The sequence below is a fragment of the Geodermatophilus sp. SYSU D01045 genome (assembly GCF_054050295.1).
Map to the genome: position 1 here is coordinate 15,888 of NZ_JBJGZB010000001.1, position 17,232 is coordinate 33,119.

At 76.0% G+C, this 17,232-nt stretch carries 19 protein-coding genes; 9 read left to right on the forward strand and 10 right to left on the reverse strand.

From position 1 onward, the window contains the following. The first annotated feature begins 74 nt into the window (after nucleotides 1-74). From ACI798_RS00115 to ACI798_RS00125, 3 genes are all read left to right on the forward strand, one after another. Complete coding sequence (locus ACI798_RS00115; RefSeq protein ID WP_456940825.1) at nucleotides 75-995, forward strand: ABC transporter ATP-binding protein; 921 nt, start codon at nucleotides 75-77, stop codon at nucleotides 993-995. Next, on the forward strand, nucleotides 992-1,813 hold the full coding sequence (locus ACI798_RS00120) for an ABC transporter permease subunit (RefSeq protein ID WP_456940826.1): 822 nt from the start codon (nucleotides 992-994) through the stop codon (nucleotides 1,811-1,813). Before ACI798_RS00115 ends, ACI798_RS00120 begins: the two co-directional genes overlap by 4 nt. 68 nt (nucleotides 1,814-1,881) lie before the next feature. Beyond that, nucleotides 1,882-2,226: a hypothetical protein gene (locus tag ACI798_RS00125; protein WP_456940827.1), complete on the forward strand. Its 345-nt coding sequence runs from the start codon at nucleotides 1,882-1,884 to the stop codon at nucleotides 2,224-2,226. 9 nt (nucleotides 2,227-2,235) lie between these two features. On the opposite strand, the gene ctlX is transcribed toward ACI798_RS00125, so the two are convergent. Together ctlX and ACI798_RS00135 are read right to left on the reverse strand one after the other, a co-directional pair. Beyond that, entirely contained in the window at nucleotides 2,236-3,189 is a 954-nt protein-coding gene (gene ctlX / locus ACI798_RS00130; RefSeq protein WP_457046874.1) for a citrulline utilization hydrolase CtlX, read from the reverse strand. Next, nucleotides 3,186-4,223: an ornithine cyclodeaminase gene (locus ACI798_RS00135; protein ID WP_456940829.1), complete on the reverse strand. Its 1,038-nt coding sequence runs from the start codon at nucleotides 4,221-4,223 to the stop codon at nucleotides 3,186-3,188. The genes ctlX and ACI798_RS00135 overlap by 4 nt, the downstream gene beginning before the upstream one ends. 124 nt (nucleotides 4,224-4,347) lie before the next feature. Here ACI798_RS00135 and ACI798_RS00140 point away from each other — a divergent pair, with 124 nt between their 5' ends. After that, the gene (locus tag ACI798_RS00140) at nucleotides 4,348-4,779 is read left to right on the forward strand and encodes an Lrp/AsnC family transcriptional regulator (RefSeq protein WP_456940830.1); all 432 of its coding nucleotides are present in this window, start codon (nucleotides 4,348-4,350) and stop codon (nucleotides 4,777-4,779) included. Nucleotides 4,780-4,783: 4 nt separating this feature from the next. On the opposite strand, the gene ACI798_RS00145 is transcribed toward ACI798_RS00140, so the two are convergent. Further along, nucleotides 4,784-5,938 carry an MFS transporter gene (locus tag ACI798_RS00145; protein WP_456940831.1) on the reverse strand — a complete coding sequence of 385 codons (1,155 nt, stop codon included), beginning with the start codon at nucleotides 5,936-5,938 and terminating at the stop codon, nucleotides 4,784-4,786. 78 nt (nucleotides 5,939-6,016) lie between these two features. Here ACI798_RS00145 and ACI798_RS00150 point away from each other — a divergent pair, with 78 nt between their 5' ends. Next, nucleotides 6,017-6,538, forward strand: a complete 522-nt coding sequence (locus tag ACI798_RS00150) for a DUF488 domain-containing protein (RefSeq protein WP_456940832.1) — start codon at nucleotides 6,017-6,019, stop codon at nucleotides 6,536-6,538. 66 nt (nucleotides 6,539-6,604) lie between these two features. Here ACI798_RS00150 and pruA read toward each other — a convergent pair whose 3' ends face one another. Next, on the reverse strand, nucleotides 6,605-8,230 hold the full coding sequence (gene pruA, locus ACI798_RS00155; protein ID WP_456940833.1) for an L-glutamate gamma-semialdehyde dehydrogenase: 1,626 nt from the start codon (nucleotides 8,228-8,230) through the stop codon (nucleotides 6,605-6,607). Between the two features lie 51 nt (nucleotides 8,231-8,281). After that, nucleotides 8,282-9,211, reverse strand: a complete 930-nt coding sequence (locus tag ACI798_RS00160) for a proline dehydrogenase family protein (protein WP_457046875.1) — start codon at nucleotides 9,209-9,211, stop codon at nucleotides 8,282-8,284. Nucleotides 9,212-9,318: 107 nt separating this feature from the next. On the opposite strand from ACI798_RS00160, the gene ACI798_RS00165 reads away from it, so the two are divergent. Then, nucleotides 9,319-10,422 carry a PucR family transcriptional regulator gene (locus ACI798_RS00165; RefSeq protein ID WP_457046876.1) on the forward strand — a complete coding sequence of 368 codons (1,104 nt, stop codon included), beginning with the start codon at nucleotides 9,319-9,321 and terminating at the stop codon, nucleotides 10,420-10,422. Between the two features lie 7 nt (nucleotides 10,423-10,429). Here the strand turns inward: ACI798_RS00165 and ACI798_RS00170 are convergent, their stop codons facing one another. Next, nucleotides 10,430-10,894, reverse strand: a complete 465-nt coding sequence (locus ACI798_RS00170) for a hypothetical protein (RefSeq protein ID WP_457046877.1) — start codon at nucleotides 10,892-10,894, stop codon at nucleotides 10,430-10,432. Between the two features lie 75 nt (nucleotides 10,895-10,969). On the opposite strand from ACI798_RS00170, the gene ACI798_RS00175 reads away from it, so the two are divergent. From ACI798_RS00175 to ACI798_RS00185, 3 genes are all read left to right on the forward strand, one after another. Beyond that, nucleotides 10,970-11,536 carry a TetR/AcrR family transcriptional regulator gene (locus ACI798_RS00175; protein ID WP_457046878.1) on the forward strand — a complete coding sequence of 189 codons (567 nt, stop codon included), beginning with the start codon at nucleotides 10,970-10,972 and terminating at the stop codon, nucleotides 11,534-11,536. A gap of 99 nt (nucleotides 11,537-11,635) precedes the next feature. Continuing rightward, entirely contained in the window at nucleotides 11,636-12,238 is a 603-nt protein-coding gene (locus tag ACI798_RS00180) for a biliverdin-producing heme oxygenase (RefSeq protein WP_457046879.1), read from the forward strand. Then, nucleotides 12,235-14,616: a SpoIIE family protein phosphatase gene (locus ACI798_RS00185; RefSeq protein ID WP_457046880.1), complete on the forward strand. Its 2,382-nt coding sequence runs from the start codon at nucleotides 12,235-12,237 to the stop codon at nucleotides 14,614-14,616. Before ACI798_RS00180 ends, ACI798_RS00185 begins: the two co-directional genes overlap by 4 nt. 36 nt (nucleotides 14,617-14,652) lie before the next feature. Here the strand turns inward: ACI798_RS00185 and ACI798_RS00190 are convergent, their stop codons facing one another. The 4 genes from ACI798_RS00190 to idi form a co-directional block, all read right to left on the reverse strand. Next, a complete protein-coding gene (locus ACI798_RS00190) occupies nucleotides 14,653-14,907 on the reverse strand; it encodes a hypothetical protein (protein ID WP_456940840.1) in 255 nt (84 codons plus the stop codon). Next, the gene (locus ACI798_RS00195) at nucleotides 14,904-15,677 is read right to left on the reverse strand and encodes an SDR family NAD(P)-dependent oxidoreductase (RefSeq protein ID WP_456940841.1); all 774 of its coding nucleotides are present in this window, start codon (nucleotides 15,675-15,677) and stop codon (nucleotides 14,904-14,906) included. Before ACI798_RS00195 ends, ACI798_RS00190 begins: the two co-directional genes overlap by 4 nt. Before the next feature lie 108 nt (nucleotides 15,678-15,785). Beyond that, complete coding sequence (locus tag ACI798_RS00200) at nucleotides 15,786-16,568, reverse strand: polysaccharide deacetylase family protein (RefSeq protein WP_456940842.1); 783 nt, start codon at nucleotides 16,566-16,568, stop codon at nucleotides 15,786-15,788. Between the two features lie 87 nt (nucleotides 16,569-16,655). Further along, entirely contained in the window at nucleotides 16,656-17,219 is a 564-nt protein-coding gene (gene idi, locus ACI798_RS00205; protein WP_456940843.1) for an isopentenyl-diphosphate Delta-isomerase, read from the reverse strand. Nucleotides 17,220-17,232 lie beyond the last annotated feature (13 nt).

A 17,232-nucleotide genomic window follows, 5' to 3' on the forward strand; every position in this document is an offset into this window, starting at 1 on the left:
TGTGCCGGGCACCCCGCGGCCGAGAGCCTTCCCGGCATGACCTGGCAGCCCTCCCCCACCCCGGCGGTGACCCCGTGATCGTCGCCAGCGGACTCACCAAGCGCTACGGCGACCGGGTCGCCGTCGACCGCGTCTCCTTCACCGTCCGGCCGGGCCGGGTGACCGGCTTCCTCGGGCCCAACGGCGCCGGCAAGTCGACGACGATGCGGATGGTCATCGGCCTGGACCGGCCCACCGAGGGCACGGTGACCGTCGACGGCATCCGCTACCTCGACTGCCCCGCGCCGCTGCGCGCGGTCGGCGCGCTGCTGGAGGCCCGCGCAGTGCACCCGGGCCGCACCGCCTGGGCGCACCTGCGCTGGATGGCCGCGTCCAACGGCATCCCCGCCGCCCGCGTCGACGAGGTGCTCGGCCTGGTCGGGCTGGAGGCGGTGGCCGGCCAGCGGGTCGGCCGGTTCTCCCTCGGCATGGGGCAGCGGCTGGGCATCGCGGCCGCGCTGCTCGGCGACCCGCCGGTCGTCGTCCTCGACGAGCCGGTCAACGGGCTGGACCCCGAGGGCATCCGCTGGGTGCGCACCCTGGCCCGCGACCTCGCCGCCGAGGGCCGCACGGTGCTGGTGTCCAGCCACCTCATGGCCGAGATGGCGCTGACCGCCGACCACCTCGTCGTCATCGGCCGCGGCCGGGTGCTCGCCGACTGCCCGACGGCGGACTTCATCGCCGAGCACGCCGCCTCCTACGTGCGCGTCCGCACCCCCCGCCCGGCCGAGCTGGCCGAGCTGCTGCGGCGCTCGGACGCCGACGTCACCCGCGACGGCGACGAGCTGCGCGTCCAGGGCGTCGACACCGCCACCACCGGCGAGCTCGCCGCCGGAGCCGGCCTGGTGCTGCACGAGCTGGGCCTCGTCCGGTCCTCCCTCGAGGACGCCTTCATGACCCTGACCGCAGGCAGCGTCGAGTACGCCGCCGCCCGCCCCGCCGAGGTGACCCGGTGACCGCCTCCACCCTGGCCGCGCCCCGCGCGTCCTCCCCCGCCCCGGCCGCGACCGCCGGGCTGCCCCGCGCCCTGCACGCCGAGTGGATCAAGCTGTGGTCGGTGCGCTCCACCGGCTGGTCGGTGGCCGCGATGGTCGCGCTCGGCGCCGGGCTCACCACGCTGGTGTGCGCGCTCGTCGCCCCCGACCTCGCCGCCGGGGAGACCGGTGAGCCGGTCGGCGCGTTCATCACCTGGGGACTGCTGTTCGCCCAGGTCACCGCCGTCGTCCTCGGCGCGCTCACCGTCACCGCCGAGTACGGCACCGGCATGATCCGCGCGACCCTGGCCGCCACGCCGCGCCGCGGGACCGTGCTCGCCGCCAAGGCGCTGGTGCTCACCGGGGTGCTGTTCGTCGCCGGCGTGGTCACCGCCGTCCTCGGCTGGCTCGGCGGCAACGCGTTCCTGTCCGCGGAGGGCATCGGCCTGTCCCTCGGCGACGACGGAGTGCTGCGCTCGCTGCTCGGCAGCGGCCTCTACATGGCCGGGCTCGGGCTGTTCGCGATGGCCGTCGGGCTGCTGGTGCGCTCCACCGCCGCGGCGGTGTCGGTGGTGCTCGCGCTGGTGTTCCTCGTCGGCAACCTGGTGATGCTGCTGCCCGGTGCCCTCGGCGAGTGGCTGACCAAGCTCATGCCGGGCAACGCGGGCTCGCGGATCGCCATGCCGGAGTCGTTCAACCCGCTGCTGCTCGAGCCGTGGACCGGGTTCGCCGTCTTCGCCGCCGAGGTCGCCGTCGTCCTCGCCGTCGCCGCGGTCGCCTTCACCCGCCGGGACGCCTGAGGCCCACCCGGGAACCGAGCCCGCCCCCTCCGTCCGGGACGGAGGGGACGGGCTGGCACCGTGGAGGGGTGACCTCCCCCGATCCCGCCGCCCTGGGCCGCGAGCGCGCCGACCTGCTGCTGACCCACCTCGAGGCCGACGACGACGCCGGCGCCGACGCGCTGCTGGCGGACGTCGCCGAGGTGCGCGACCTGGTCTACGTCGGCGCGGCGCTCACCGCGCAGGCCCGGGCCGAGGGGCGCGCGCTGCCGCCGGCGCAGCGGGCGCAGGCCAACACCCGGCAGCTGCGGCTCGGGGCGGTGCGGGACGCCGCCCGCACCGACCCGGCCGCGCTGCGGCAGTGGCTGCGCCGCTCCGGGGAGGAGCTGCTGCTCATCCGCTCGCTGCAGGCCGCGGCGGACCGCGTCTCCTGAACCGCGGGCTCAGACCGCGGCGGGGACCGCCGCGGTGCGCGGCTCCAGGTGCACACCGGCGATCATGCAGCGCACCGAGCCGCCGGCCAGCTCGACCGTCGGGACGGCGACCGGCAGCAGCCGGGCCGACGCCTCGATCACCCGGCGCTGACCGGCGTCCAGGCTCGCCGCGGCCCGCGCGGACAGCGCGAGCACCGGGCCGTCGGCGCCCTGCACCTCGATGGCGTTGCCGGCGAACTCCCCGACCTGCCGCGCGGTGAGCGGCACGACGGTGCGCCCGGTCGCCTCCAGCCGGGCGACGAGCTCCTCCCGCTCGGCCGCCGACGGCAGCAGCTCCAGGCCGACCAGCGCGAACTCTCCGGCCACGGTCATCATCACGTTGGTGTGGTAGACCGCCCGGCCGGCCGCGTCGACGGCGTCGAAGACCACCGGCTCGTAGCCGAAGCCGCGGCAGAAGCGGTCCAGCGCCCAGGGGTCGACCCGCAGCGACCGCGCGACGTAGGCCATGCGCGCCACGTGGTCGAGCACCATCGCGCCGGTGCCCTCGAGGTAGCGGCCGTCGTGCTCCAGGCCCGACAGGTCGACCACCTCGTGCACCCGGTAGGCCGCCTTGAGGAACTCGACGACGTCGCCGCGCCGCTCCCCCCGCCGGTTGGCCGCGTACATCGGGAACAGCGCGACCCGGCCGTCGGCATGGGTGGACAGCCAGTTGTTCGGGAAGACGCTGTCGGGCCGGCCCGGCTCCGGGTCGTCGAACAGGTGCACCATGACGCCCGCGGCGGTGAGCGCCCCGGCCAGCGCGCCGACCTCGTCGTGCGCCCGGCGCGCCAGCACGCCCGGGTCCTCGCGGACGACGGGCACCTGGAAGGCGTTGTCCCCGAGCGTCAGCGGGTTGGGCGAGAAGGCGTGCGGGCGGATGAGGACGACGGCCGGGGGGGCCTGGGCGACGGCCCCGGCCGTCACGAGGGGATCGGCGTGAACGCCGCGACCATCCCGAACAGGTCCTTGGGGTCCTCCGGCTCGGCCACCAGGTCGATGTCGTCGACCCACGGCGTGCCGGCCACGGCGTCGCGGACGTAGCGCAGCGCCGACAGGTCCTCGATCGCGAAGCCGACGGAGTCGAACAGGGTCACCTGGGCCGCCGAGGTGCGCCCGGCCGCCCGGCCGGTGAGCACCTGCCACAGCTCGGTGACCGGGAAGTCGGCCGGCATGGCCTGGATCTCGCCCTCGACGCGGGTCTGCGGCGGGAACTCGACGAAGACCTCGACGTCCTCGCGCAGCAGGATCGTGGGGTCCAGCTCGGTCTTGCCGGGGCAGTCGCCGCCGATGGCGTTGAGGTGCATGCCCGGCTCGATCCAGTCGGCCTGCAGCACGGTGGCGCGGGCCTTGTCGGCCGTGCAGGTGGTGACGACGTCCGCGCCGCGCACCGCCTCCCGCCCGGAGGACGCGACCGTCACGTCGAAGCCCAGCGGCTCGAGGTTGCGGACCAGCTTGGCCATCGCGGCGGGGTCGGTGTCCCAGACCGTGACGTCGTTGATGCCCAGCGCCCCGCGCATGCCCAGCGCCTGGAACTCCGACTGGCTGCCGGCGCCGATGAGCGCCAGCCGCCGGGAGTCCGGCCGGGCCAGGAGGCGGGCGACCATCGCCGAGGTCGCGGCCGTGCGCAGCGCGGTCAGCAGCGTCATCTCGGCGAGGAAGACCGGGTAGCCGTTGGAGACGTCGGCCAGCGCCCCGAAGGCGCTCACCGTCTGGAAGCCGCGGGCCGGGTTGCTCGGGTGCCCGTTGACGTACTTGAAGGCGTAGGTCTCGCCGTCGCTGGTCGGCATCAGCTCGATCACGCCCCAGGGCGTGTGGCTGCCGACACGGGCGATCTTGTCGAAGGACTCCCACCGGCGGAAGTCGTCCTCGATGTAGCGGGACATCCCGGCGATGATCGCCTCCGGCCCCGTCCCGGCGGTCCAGCGGACCATGTTGCGCACGTCGACGAACAGTGTCATGGCGACAGCCCCCTCTCGGCACCGAGAACGCTAGGAGTGGGCGATCTGCACACACAATGAGCAGCAAGCGCGCGTTGTGTGCAGAAACGGATCAGGTGGCCATGATCAGCTGTACGTTCTGCGCATGGCAGACCTCAGCGACCTCGACCGCCGCCTGCTCTCCGCGCTGCGCGAGGACGGCCGCGCGCCGGTGGCCGAGCTGGCCCGCCGGCTCGGGGTCACCCGGGCGACGGTGACCAGCCACCTCGACCGGCTCGTCGCCGAGGACGTCATCGTCGGGTTCACCGTCCGGGTGCGCGACGAGGCCGCCGCGGGCGGGGTCCGGGCGGTGTCGCTCGTCGAGGTGGAGGGCCGCTCCACCGACGACGTCATCCGGCGGCTGCGCGGCTTCCCGGAGATCGAGTCGATGCACTCGACCAACGGCGCGTGGGACCTCGTCGCCGAGCACCGCACCAGCGACCTCGTGGAGTTCGACCGGCTGCTCAACCGGATCCGGTCGGTGCCCGGGGTGATCAACAGCCAGACGAGCCTGCTGCTGACCTCGGTGCTGCGCTGAGCGCTCAGGCCGTCCGGGTCGCCACCCGGGCCAGCGGCAGCCCGACGAGCAGGACGCCGGCGACGAGGACGTAGGTCCAGGGCAGCCCGACGCCGGCCGCGACCAGCCCGAGGACCAGCGCGCCGACCGCCGTCCCCGCGTCGAACGAGGCGTTCCACAGCGCGCTCGCCGCGGTCGAGCCGCCCTCCCCCGCGCGGGCGAAGGCGGTGACCAGCGTCAGGTTCTGCACTGCGCCGTAGCCCGCGCCGAAGACCGCCGCCCCGGCCAGGACGACGGCGTCGCCGGTGACCAGGCCCAGCGCGACGGCGGCCAGGCCGAGCGCGCCGGCGACCAGGGCGGCGGGCAGGAGCCGGCGGGTCCCGAGCCGGTCGGCCAGCAGCCCGGCGCGCCAGCGGGTGAGCGCGCCGGTGATGCCGAACACGAGCAGCGCGGCGGTCGCGAGGCCGCCGTCGGGGCGCTCGATGGGCAGGAAGGTGACCACCCCGCCGCCGGCGAGGGTGACCAGCAGCAGCACCCCCGACGGCGCCAGCGCGGCGCGGGCCGCGGCGCGCGAGGACGTGCCGGCGCCGCCCTCCCAGTGCACCGAGCGGGCCAGGCCGGGCACCAGCGGCAGCGCGAGCACCGGCGAGGCGGCCAGCCACGCCAGCCAGCCGGGGTGCCCGTCGAGCACCAGCGCCACCCCGGCCGGCACCGCCACCAGGTTGGGCACCGCGATCGCCAGGCCGTACAGCCCGATCGACTCGCCGCGGCGCTCGGGCGGTGCGACCTGCGCGGCCAGCGTCGCGCCGAGCACGGTGAGCACCGCGAAGCCCGCGCCGCGCACCGCCGAGACCGCCGACAGCCACGGGACGCCGTCGCCGAGGACGTACAGCGGCGACGGCGCGCCCAGGGCGAGCAGGCCGGCGGCGAGGACCGGGCCCAGGCCGAACCGCGCGGTCAGCGCCGGGACGACCGACTGGACCGCGATCGTCACCACCAGGAAGACCGCGGTCACCACGCCGGCGGTGTCGGCCGACGCCCCGCCCGCCACCGCGTACGCCGGCAGCGAGGCGAGGGTCAGGCAGTAGCTGGCGAAGCCGAGCGTCGTCGCCCCCACCAGCGCCCGCATCGCCGGCAGCCGCCACAGCGACACCCGGTCCGCCGTCGTCCCCCTGGTCACGCGTCTCCCCTCCGCGGGCGTCGTCGCCCGGCCGTCCAGCATGACCGTGGGACCGCGGCTCCCGGGTAGGGGGTGTCCGTGCTGCTCACCGTGGGCCACGGACCGGACGACCGGACGGCCCTCGCCGCCCGGCTGTCCGGGGCCGGGGTGGACGCGGTGGTCGACGTCCGCCGCTTCCCCGGCAGCCGGGGCAACCCGGACGTCCGGCGGGAGGCCCTCGCGGAGTGGCTGCCCGCCGCCGGGATCGGCTACCGGTGGGAGGAGCGGCTCGGCGGCCGGCGCCGGCTGCCGCCGGACGAGCTGGCGGCCGACGGCTGGTGGACCGTCGCCCAGTTCGCCGCCTACGCCGCGCACACCCGGACGCCGGCGTTCGCGGCCGCGCTGGACGGCGTGCTGGCCGAGGCGGCCGCGGCGACGGTCGCCGTGATGTGCAGCGAGGGCGTGTGGTGGCGCTGCCACCGGCGACTGGTCGCCGACGTCGCCGTCCTCGCCCGCGGCGTGCCGGTCACGCACGTCATGCCCGACGGCCGGCTCACCCCGCACCGCCCGTCCGAGGGCGCCGTCGTCCACGACGGCCTCGTGCGCTGGCCGGCCCGGTGACGTGCCGGAACGGCCCTCCCGCAGGGCCCGCCGCGAGCGTGCGAGCGGTGGGGGGCGGGAGGGTCCTCAATCCATGTGCGGGTAGCGGTGGTCGGTCGGCGGGACGAACGTCTCCTTGATCGACCGGGTCGACGTCCAGCGCTGCAGGTTCTGCGCGGCGCCGGCCTTGTCGTTGGTGCCCGAGGCCCGCCCGCCGCCGAAGGGCTGCTGGCCGACGACAGCGCCGGTCGGCTTGTCGTTGACGTAGAAGTTGCCCGCCGCGAAGCGCAGCTTCCGCTGGGCGTGCGCGATGGCCGCCCGGTCCTGGGCGATGACCGCGCCGGTCAGTGCGTACGGCGCCGCCGACTCCATCTGCGTGAGCACGGTGTCGTAGTCGGCGTCGTCGTAGACGTGCACCGCGAGGATCGGGCCGAAGTACTCGGTGGTGAACACCTCGTGCCCGGGGTCGGTGCCCTCGATGACCGTCGGCCGGACGAAGAAGCCCTCGGAGTCGTCCTTCTGGCCGCCGGCGACGATCGACAGCGCGGGGTCGTCGTCGACCCGGTCGATGACGCCGGACAGCTTGGAGAACGACTTCCGGTCGATGACCGCGCCCATGAAGTTCGAGAAGTCGGTGACGTCGCCCATCGACAGCGACTCGGTGGTGTCGACGAGGTCGTCGCGCAGCCGGGCCCACACCGATCGCGGGACGTAGGCGCGCGAGGCCGCCGAGCACTTCTGCCCCTGGTACTCGAACGCACCCCGGACCAGCGCGGTGCGCAGCACGTCGACGTCGGCCGAGGGGTGGGCGACGACGAAGTCCTTGCCGCCGGTCTCGCCGACGATGCGCGGGTAGCCGCGGTAGTTGGCGATGTTCTCGCCCACGGTGCGCCACAGGTGCTGGAACACCGGGGTCGAGCCGGTGAAGTGGATGCCGGCGAGGTCGCGGTCGGCGAGCACCACCTCCGACACCGGGATGCCGTCGCCGGGCAGCATGGTGATCACGCCCGGGGGCAGGCCGGCGGCCTCGAGCAGCCGCATGACGAAGTGCGCGGCGAACTGCTGGGTGGGGGCGGGCTTCCAGACGACGGTGTTGCCCATGAGCGCCGGGGCGGTGGGCAGGTTGCCGGCGATCGCGGTGAAGTTGAACGGCGTGACCGCGTAGACGAAGCCCTCCAGCGGCCGGTGGTCGCTCCGGTTCCACACCCCCGGCGAGGACACCGGCTGGGCGGACACGACCTCGCGGGCGAAGTGCACGTTCCAGCGCCAGAAGTCCACCAGCTCGCAGGCGCTGTCGATCTCGGCCTGGTGGGCGGTCTTGGACTGGCCGAGCATGGTCGCGGCGTTCAGCGTCTGCCGCCAGGGCCCGGCGAGCAGGTCGGCGGCCTTGAGGAACACCGCGGCGCGGTCGTCGAGGGACAGGTCGCGCCAGGCGGGGGCGGCGGCCTTCGCGGCGGCCACGGCCTCGGTGGCGTCGGCGTGCGTGGCATGCGCCGAGGTGCCGAGCACGGCGGCGTGCCGGTGCGGCTGGACGACGTCGAAGCGCTCGCCGCCGGCCATGCGCTGCTTGTCGCCGATGGTCGCCGTCAGCTCCAGCGGCTCGGCGGCCAGCTCGGCCAGGCGGGTCTCGAGCGCGGCCCGCTCGGGCGAGCCGGGCGCGTAGCTGAGCACCGGCTCGTTGCGCGGCGGGGGGACGCGGGTGGTGCCGTCCATCGGGGACCTCCAGACGAGTGCGGCAGAGACGGCCGTCTCTGCCGGGGCGGGTCAGCGGGAGACGAGGGCGCGGAGGAAGAAGCGGAGGTTCGCCGGGCGCTCGGCCAGCCGGCGGACGAAGTAGCCGTACCAGTCGCGGCCGTAGGGCACGTAGGCGCGCACGCGGGTGCCGGACGCGGCCAGCCGGCGCTGCTCGTCGACCCGGATGCCGTGCAGCATCTGCACCTCCCAGGAGTCGGCGGCGCGCCCGTACTCGGCCGCCAGCCGCTGGGCCAGCGTGATCATCGCCGGGTCGTGGCTGCCGACCATCGGGTAGCCGGGCCCGCGCATGAGCACGCCGAGGCAGCGGGCGTAGGCGGCGTCGACGTCCCGGCGGCCCTGGTGGGCGACCGACGGCGGCTCGTCGTAGGCGCCCTTGACCAGCCGCACCCGGGAGCCCGGCGTGGCCAGCGCCTGCACGTCGTCCTCGGTGCGGTGCAGCGCGGCCTGCAGCACCGCGCCGGTCTGCGGGTGGTCGCGGCGGAGCTCGGCGAGGACGGCGAGGGTGGCGTCGACGGTCGAGGAGTCCTCCATGTCGAGGGTGACCGTGGTGCCGGCCCGCGCCGCGCACTCGACCACCGGCCGGACCAGCTCCAGCGAGAGGTCCTCCCCGCCCGGCAGCGCCTGCCCGAAGGCCGACAGCTTCACCGACACCTCGGCCCGCGGGCCCAGCTCCAGCGGCGCCAGCGCCTCGAGCAGGGCGAGGTAGGCGTCGCGGGAGGCGCGCGCCGCGGCCGGGTCGGTGACGTCCTCGCCGAGGTGGTCGAGGGTCACCTCGATGCCCTCGCCGGTGAGCCGGCCGACGACGGCCAGCGCGTCGGGCAGCGTCTCGCCGGCCACGAACCGCTCGACCACGCGCCGGGTCACCGGGGTGCCCACGAGCGCGCGGCGCAGCGCCGGGCGGCGGGAGGCCCCCAGCAGCAGGGTCTTCGTGGACAGCACCGGCCACCTCCGTCGTCGAGTGTGACCTCGAACGCTAGGAGCGCCCGATCGGGTCCGCCAGGGACGGACGTACGGACTCCGGACGTCCGGTTTCATACAGTCGTACGGTGCGCGACGACCTGCAGGACGTGGTGGACGAGGTCGCCCGGCTGCTGCGCGCCCCGGCCACGCTGGAGGACGTCGACTTCACGCTGCTCGCCTTCGCCGCCCACCCCCTCGACGGGGGCGACACCGCGATGGACGCCGTCCGCACCCGCTCCATCCTCGGCCGCGGCTCCACCCCGGACACCCGCCGCTGGTTCGAGGACCTCGGCATCGCCACCGCGCAGCGGCCGGTGCGCACCCCCGCCGACCCGACCGCGGGCATCCTCACCCGCCTGCTCCTGCCGGTCCGGCACGGCGGCCGCACCCTCGGCTACCTCTGGCTGCTCGACGGCGGCCGCACCGACCCCGACGACGACGCCGACCCGGCCCTCGCCGCGGCGGTCGACCTCGCCGCCCGCGCGGGGCGGCTGCTGGCCGGCCGGGACGACGACGGCGACCTCGGCGAGGCCCTGGCCGCCGTGCTCACCGGCACCGCGCCGGCGCGCGAGCGGGCGGCGCGCACCCTGGCCGCCCGGCTCGGCGAGGACGCACCGCTGGCGCTGGTCGCGCTGCGGGGCCCGCTCCCCGAGGGCCGGCGGCTCCCGCCGGCCGCGGCGGTGCTCGGCGAGGACCGCCGCGAGGCCGCCGTCCTCGTCCGGCTGGCCCGCCCCGGCGACCTGCGCCCGGCGGTGACCACCGCGTCCGCGGCCCTCGCCCGACTGTCCGGCGGCGCGGCCGCGGGGGTGTCCGACCCCGCCGCGGGTCCCGCGGGACTGCCCGCGTGCTGGGCGCAGGCCCGCACCGCGGCCCGGGTCGCGGCCGCGGTGCCGGGGCTCGCGCCGGTGGCCCGCTGGTCGGAGCTCGGCGGCTGGCGGGTCGCCGCGGCACTGCCCGCGCCCGACCCGGCCGTCGCGCCGCTGCTCGCCGACCCGGTGCTGGCCGCCACGGCCGAGGCCTACCTCGACGCGGCCGGCAGCGTCGCCCGGACCTCGGCGGCGCTGTCGATCCACCGGCAGACGCTGTACTACCGGCTGGGCCGGATCACCGCGCTGACCGGCCTGGACCTGGCCGACGGCGGCACCCGGCTGCTGGTGCACGCCTCGCTGCGCCGCGCCCGGCTGCCCTGACCGCCCGTCAGCGCAGCCGCTGCTCGGCGGCGGCGAGCACCCGCGGCACCAGCCGGCGGTGCACGGCCGACAGCGGCGGCCACAGCAGCCGGCCCCACGGGCGCTCGTAGGACAGGCACGTCGTCCAGGTGACCCGGCGCGCGGTGGCCTGCACGACCATGTTCGCGCGCAGCGACCGGGACGCGGTCTCCAGCCGGATCCAGTCCGCGCCGCGCCCGCCGACCCGCCAGCCGCCGACCGTGTCCGGGGAGCACCGCGGGTGAAGCCGGAAGGCGAGCAGCGCCTGCCAGACGAACCGCTCCGCCAGGCTCGGCACGTCGCCGAACACCGCCCGGGCCCACCGCTCCGGCGTCGCGGTCACGTCGGTGACCAGCGTGCACCGGTCGGCGTAGTCGATCCCGGGCAGCGAGCAGACCTCCCGCGCGGAGCCGGTGATCCCCCGGACCACCCCGGTGCTGTCGAGCAGGGTCACGGCGACCTCCCTCTCGTATACGGTGCCGTACAGACGACGGTAACGGATGTGTACGGTGGCGTACAGGAGGTGGGCGTGGCGGTCGTGCGCACCCCGCGCGAGCGGTGGGTCGAGCAGGGGCTGGCGGCACTGGCGGCGGGTGGCCCGGACGCCGTCCGCGTCGAGGCGCTGGCCAAGGACCTCGGCGTCACCAAGGGCGGCTTCTACGGCCACTTCGCCGACCGGGAGGCCCTGCTCGAGGCGATGCTCGACACCTGGGAGCGGGAGAGCACCGACGAGGTGCTCGAGCGCGTCGAGCGCGAGGGTGGGGACCCGCGGACCCGCATCGAGCGGGCCGGCGTCCTCACCTTCTCCAGCGACCGCCTGCTCCCGATCGACCTGGCCGTCCGCGACTGGGCCCGCCGGGACGAGGCGGTCGCCGCGCGCCTGCGCCGGGTCGACGAGCGGCGCATGGGGCTGCTGCGCGAGCTGATCGGCACGTTCTGCACCGACCCCGAGGAGGTGGAGGCGCGCGCCCTGATCGCCTTCTGCCTGGCGATCGGCGAGCACTTCCTCGCCACCGGCCACGGCGGGCGCACCCGGGCGCAGGTCCTCGCCCGCGCCGCCGACCTCCTGCTGGACCGCGCACCGCGGATGCTCTGACCCCGGGACAGAACTGTTGCGCACTGCACCTTCTCCCCCGCGACGGTGTCGGGGGCGTGACCTACCCTCGAGGGGCTGATGGCTGCGGGAGGAGAGGCGTTGCCTCGAGACGCGGGCGGCGCCGGCGACGTCCTCCGGGACCTCCGCACGGCCACCGCCGTGGAGCACGGACAGGTCGAGGCCACCCTCGACCTGATGGACCAAGCACTGGACCGCGGCCGCCTGGTCACCGTGCTGGCGCGGCTGCACTCCTTCTGGGCCGCGGCCGAGGCGGGGCTGGACGACTGGGCCGCCCGGCACCCCGGCGACGCCGCCGCCCTCGACTGGGACCGCCGCCGCCGCACCGGCCTCTACGCCGCCGACCTGGCCGGGCTGGGCGGCGCCGCCGACGCCGGCCGGCCGGACCTGCCCGCCGTCGCCGGCACCGACGAGGCGCTGGGCCGGCTGTACGTCATGGAGGGCTCGACCCTCGGCGGCACCGTCATCGACCGCCACCTGGCGGGCCTGCCGGGACTGCCCCGGCTGCGCTGCTTCAGCCCCTACGGCGAGGACACCGGCGCGATGTGGGCCGCGTTCCGCCGGGTCACCCGGGCGCACGTCGCAGGCACCGGGGACGCCGGGCGGGTGGTCGCCGCGGCCCGGCAGACCTTCGCCGTCCTCGCCGACTGGTGCGCCCCGGCGGCGCAGGGGGCGAACGCGTGACCGACGTCGAGGCCACCTCGGGCTCCGACACCGCGGGGACGGACGTCGCGTGGCTGTCGCCGGGTGAGCCGGTCGACCTGGACAACTGCGCCCGCGAGCCGATCCACGTCCCCGGCAGCATCCAGCCGCGCGGCGTGCTGCTGGCGGTCAGCGAGCCGGACCTGGTCGTCGTCCAGGCGTCGGAGAACCTGGCCGGGCTGACCGGCGTGGGCTGGTCCGACGCGCTCGGCCGCCCGCTCGCCGACGTCCTCGGGGTGGCGCAGACCGAGGCCGTCGTCCGCTCGGCCAGCGCGTTCGGCGACCTGCGCGAGCGCAACCCGGTGGAGGTCACCCTCGACGTCGACGGCGACCCCGTGCCGGTGGACGCCATCCTGCACCGGGCGGTGCTGGGCGGTGCCCGGGACGGGCACGGGCAGCCCGAGGACGGCGACCCGCCGCAGACCAACCTCGTCGTGGAGCTGGAGCCGGCGCGCGGGCCGCGGCCGTTCTCCTTCCCGAACACCTACCAGGCGGTGCGCGGGACCGTCGCCGAGCTCAACCGGGCCTCCACCCTGCAGGAGCTGTTCGACATCACCGCGCGGGCGATCCGCGCCCTCACCGGCTTCGACCGGGTGATGGTCTACCGCTACGACGCCGACTACAACGGCGAGGTCGTGGCCGAGGCGAAGGCCGCCGACCTCAACTCCTTCCTGGGCCTGCACTACCCGGCCTCGGACATCCCGGCCCAGGCGCGGGCGCTGTACGAGAAGAACTGGATCCGGCTGATCAGCGACGTCGGCTACGTCCCCAGCCGCATCCAGCCGGCCGCGCACCCGGCCACCGGCCGGCCGCTGGACCTCACCTACTCGACGCTGCGCAGCGTCTCGCCGATCCACGTCGAGTACCTGCAGAACATGGGCGTGCGCGCCTCGATGTCGATCTCGCTGCTGCAGGACGACCGGCTCTGGGGCCTCGTCGCCTGCCACCACTACTCCGGCCCGCACCAGCCGCCCTACGCCACCCGCGCCGCGGCCGAGTTCCTCGGCTCGACGCTGTCGCTGCGGCTGGTCGACCGCACCGCCCAAGACGAGGTGCACCGGGCGCTGCAGGTCCGCTCCACGCTGGCCTGGCTGACCGCGTCCACCCTCGACGAGGACCGCGCGCTGGCCGACACGCTGCTCGGCACCACCAGCCTGCTCGACGTCCTGCCCGCCGACGGCGTGGCCGTCTGCCTGCAGGGCAGCAGCGGCACCAAGGGCGCGGAGCTGCCGGCCGACGTCCTCGAGCGGGTCGTGGCCTGGGCGGCCGCCCGCGGCGAGGACGTGGTGGCCACCGACGCCCTGCAGCGCGAGGCACCGCAGCTGGGCGTCCCGGTCGAGGTCGCCTGCGGCGTGCTCGTGCTGCCGCTGCCCGAGGGCCAGTACGTGCTGTGGCACCGCCGCGAGGCGGTGCGGCACGTCGACTGGGGCGGCGACCCGCACAACAAGGCGATCGCCGAGCGGGAGGGCGACGACGTCCGGCTCAGCCCGCGCAAGAGCTTCGACCGCTGGCGGGAGACCGTCCGCGACCGCTCGCACCCGTGGACGCCGCAGGAGCACGCCGAGGTGCTGCAGCTGCGCAGCCACCTGCTCGAGGCGCTCTACGCCCGCTCGCGCAGCATCGTCCGCGCCGCCGAGACGCTGCAGCGCAGCCTGCTGTCCGAGCCCCCGCAGCCTGACCACCTGCAGATGGCGGTGCGCTACGTGCCGGCCACCCGCGAGGCCCAGGTCGGCGGCGACTGGTACGACGTCTTCGCCCAGCCCGACGGCTCGACGATGCTGGTCATCGGCGACGTCGTCGGCCACGACGTCCAGGCCGCCGCCTGCATGGCCCAGCTGCGCGGGCTGCTGCGCGGCATCGCCTACGACAGCGGCGAGAGCCCCGCGGCGGTGCTCACCCGGCTCGACGCGGCGATCGAGGGGCTGCAGCTCGGCGCCATGGCCACCGTGCTGGTCGGCCGGCTCGAGCAGACCGACGACGAGCGCGCCGCCGGGGTCGCCCGCCTGCGGTGGGCCAGCGCCGGCCACCTGCCCCCGCTGGTCGCCGCCCCCGACGGCACGAGCGCGCCGCTCGACGGCGGCCGGCCCGGCCTGCTGCTCGGGGTGAGCCCGGAGGCGGTGCGCACCGACGCCGAGGTGACCCTCGAGCGCGGCTCCACGGTGCTGCTGTTCACCGACGGCCTGGTCGAGCGCCGGGACGAGGGCTTCGACGACGGTGTCGACCGGCTCGCGCGGGCGCTCGCGGAGCTGCGCGACCGGCCGGTGGAGCAGGTCTGCGACGAGGTGCTGGCGCGGCTGGTCCCCGACGGCGCCGAGGACGACGTCGCCCTGGTCGCCGTCCGCCTGTCCCCGGAGGAGTGAGCGGGCCCCCTCCCGGGATCCGGGAGGGGGCCTCGGTCACGGCTGGGGATCGGAGAAGTCGGCCTCCAGGCCGTCGTCCTGGGCGCCGCCGTCCTCGGGCAGCGGCGCCTCGTCCTCGGCCGCGCGCACCTCGGCCTCGGTGCCGTCGGGCGGGGCGTCGACGCCGCGCGTCAGCTCGGCGAGCAGCCGCTCCTCGTCGGGGCGCAGGTCGCCGCTGCCGAGGTGCTCGCCCGGCTCGCCGGCGTCCGAGCCGGAGGCCATGCCGCTGTCGGGGAGGTCGGGGTCGGTCATCGCGGGAAGTTCGGCTCGAGGCGCGGCACGACCTGCATCTCCGGCACGAAGGCCGACGGGTGCAGCAGGAGCAGCGTGCGGACGGTGTCGGCCACCGCCGACGGCGGCATCATCAGGTGCCCGGGGATGCCCCACTGCTCCATCATCGGCGTGTCCATCGCGGCCGGGATGACGCTCATGACCCGCGCCGGGAAGGGCCGCTCGCTGCCGTCCTCCTGCTTCACGGCCTTCTCCCGCAGCTCGCGCTGGATGCAGCGGGTGGCGTTGAGGAAGCCGGCCTTGGAGCCGTTGTAGGCGATCGCGCCGCTGCCCGAGGTGATCGCCGACAGCGACACCACGTGCACGACGTCGGCGGTGCGGCCCTCGGGCAGGTGCTGCACCCGCTTCACGAACTCGCTGGTCAGGAAGATCGGGCCCTCGCAGTTGACCGCCATGACCCGGCGGTAGTCGTCGAGGTCGATGTCGGTGACGTAGCCCGGGCGGTCGATGCCGGCCACGTTGACCAGGACGTCGAAGGCGTCGCCGTGCTGCTCGAAGAGCCGGGCCACGACCTCGCGGCGGCTGGCGTCGTCGGTCACGTCCAGCGGGACGACCTCGGCGCTGCCGCCGGCGTCGGTCACCAGCTCGCGGGTGCGCTCGCTGCCGTCGGCGTCGATGTCGGCGACGACGACGTGCGCACCGGCCTCGGCCAGCGACACGCACGTCGCCCGGCCGAGCCCGCTGGCCCCGCCGGTGACCAGCGCCACGCGGCCCTTCAGCTCCCCTGCCACCCGTTCCTCCGTCCTCCGGCCCGCTCCCGGACGCGACCGGCGGGCCCGTGATCACGATGCGTCCCCGCCACTCTCGCCGAGGTGCGCGCGGCCCGCAGGTCGGGGCGGTCAGGCCGGGGAGGACCAGACGTCGGCGAGGGTCACCGTCTGCAGCTGCCGGGTCTCGATCAGCTCGAGCATCCGGTCGAGCACGGTGGTGATCGCCGGCTGGTTGGCGTGGCCGACGACGATCGCCCGGGCGGTGAACCACCGGTCCGCGGCGGCCATGAGGTCCTCGGCGCCGATGGCGCGGGCGTCGTCGAAGGTGCCGTTCCACATGACCGTGGTGGGGTGGCCGAGGTCGGCGGCGATGGCGTCGACGCGCTCGTCGTGCGAGCCGAACGGCGGCCGCCAGAACGGGGTGTCGGTGACGCCGAGGGTGCGGCGCATGAAGTCCTGGTTGCGCCGCAGCTCCTCGGCGACCTCGGCGTCGGAGACGGTGGTGAGGTCCGGGTGCGACCAGGTGTGGTTGCCGAAGGCGACCTGGCCGGACTCGATGAGCGGCCACAGGTCGCGGGCGTTGTCGCCCCACGTGCGGTAGCTGCCGTTGGGGAAGAACGTCAGCCGGGTGCCGGTCTCGCGGGCCAGGGTGACCAGCGCCGCGACCACCTCGCCGTCGCTGCCGTCGTCGATGGTCAGGGCCAGCTGCTCGCCCGGTCCGGGCAGCTCGTCCACGACGCCGGCCGGGGCGGGGACGGCGACCAGGCCGCCCGGGCCGGTGGGGGTGGCCGCCGCGGCGGGCGGCGGCGCGGCGAGGTCGGGTGCCGCCAGGTCCATCTCGGCGGCGCCGCGCCCGACGGCGGCCCCGGCGAGTCCGGTGGCGAGCAGGAGGAGGAAGCCCCGGCGGTCCACGCGGCGGACGCTAGGAGGGCGCTCCGGCGCGTCCGGCGCAGCGACACGAGCGGGCGGGCGCGCCCGCCACCGTCCGTGTCCCGGCGACTACCGCCTCTCGCGCTGATGGCTCCCCGGGACCAGCCCGGCCTGCTCGATCAGGCGCGCCTGCTCGCGGCACCAGGGCGACCAGGCGTCGCGCTCGGACTCCTCCTGGCGACGGCGGAACGCCGCCCACTCCAGCAGCTCCCACTCCCCGACCTCGGCCGGGTCGGGGTCGGGCGTGCCGGTGAAGCGACCCAGGTACACCGGGCACACCTCGTTCTCGACGACGCCGCGGAACTCGGCGCGGTAGCGGTAGCCGGGCAGCGCCGGGCGCAGGTCGGCCACCTGCAGGCCGAGCTCCTGCTCGGCGCGGCGGGCGATCGCGGCGCCGTCGTCCTCGCCGGGGCCGGGGTGGCCGCAGACGGTGTTGGTCCACATGCCCGGGAAGGTCTGCTTGTCCTCGGCGCGGCGGGTGACCAGCAGCCGGCCGTCGTCGGCGAACAGGTAGGCGGAGAACGCCCGGTGCAGCGGCGTCTCGCCGTGGTGCACCAGCGGCTTGGGCATCGTGCCGATCGGCGTCCCGTCGTCGTCGACCAGCACGATCAGCTCCGCCGCGGTCCCCGTCACCGGCCCATCCTCC

What these genes read in the sequence shown, in the direction of transcription:
- ACI798_RS00135 (WP_456940829.1), bottom strand. Translation starts at nt 4,223, where the DNA reads ATGACACTGTTCGTCGACGTGCGCAACATGGTCCGCTGGACCGCCGGG.
- pruA (WP_456940833.1), bottom strand. Translation starts at nt 8,230, where the DNA reads ATGGACGGCACCACCCGCGTCCCCCCGCCGCGCAACGAGCCGGTGCTC.
- ACI798_RS00140 (WP_456940830.1), top strand. Translation starts at nt 4,348, where the DNA reads ATGGCAGACCTCAGCGACCTCGACCGCCGCCTGCTCTCCGCGCTGCGC.
- ACI798_RS00190 (WP_456940840.1), bottom strand. Translation starts at nt 14,907, where the DNA reads ATGACCGACCCCGACCTCCCCGACAGCGGCATGGCCTCCGGCTCGGAC.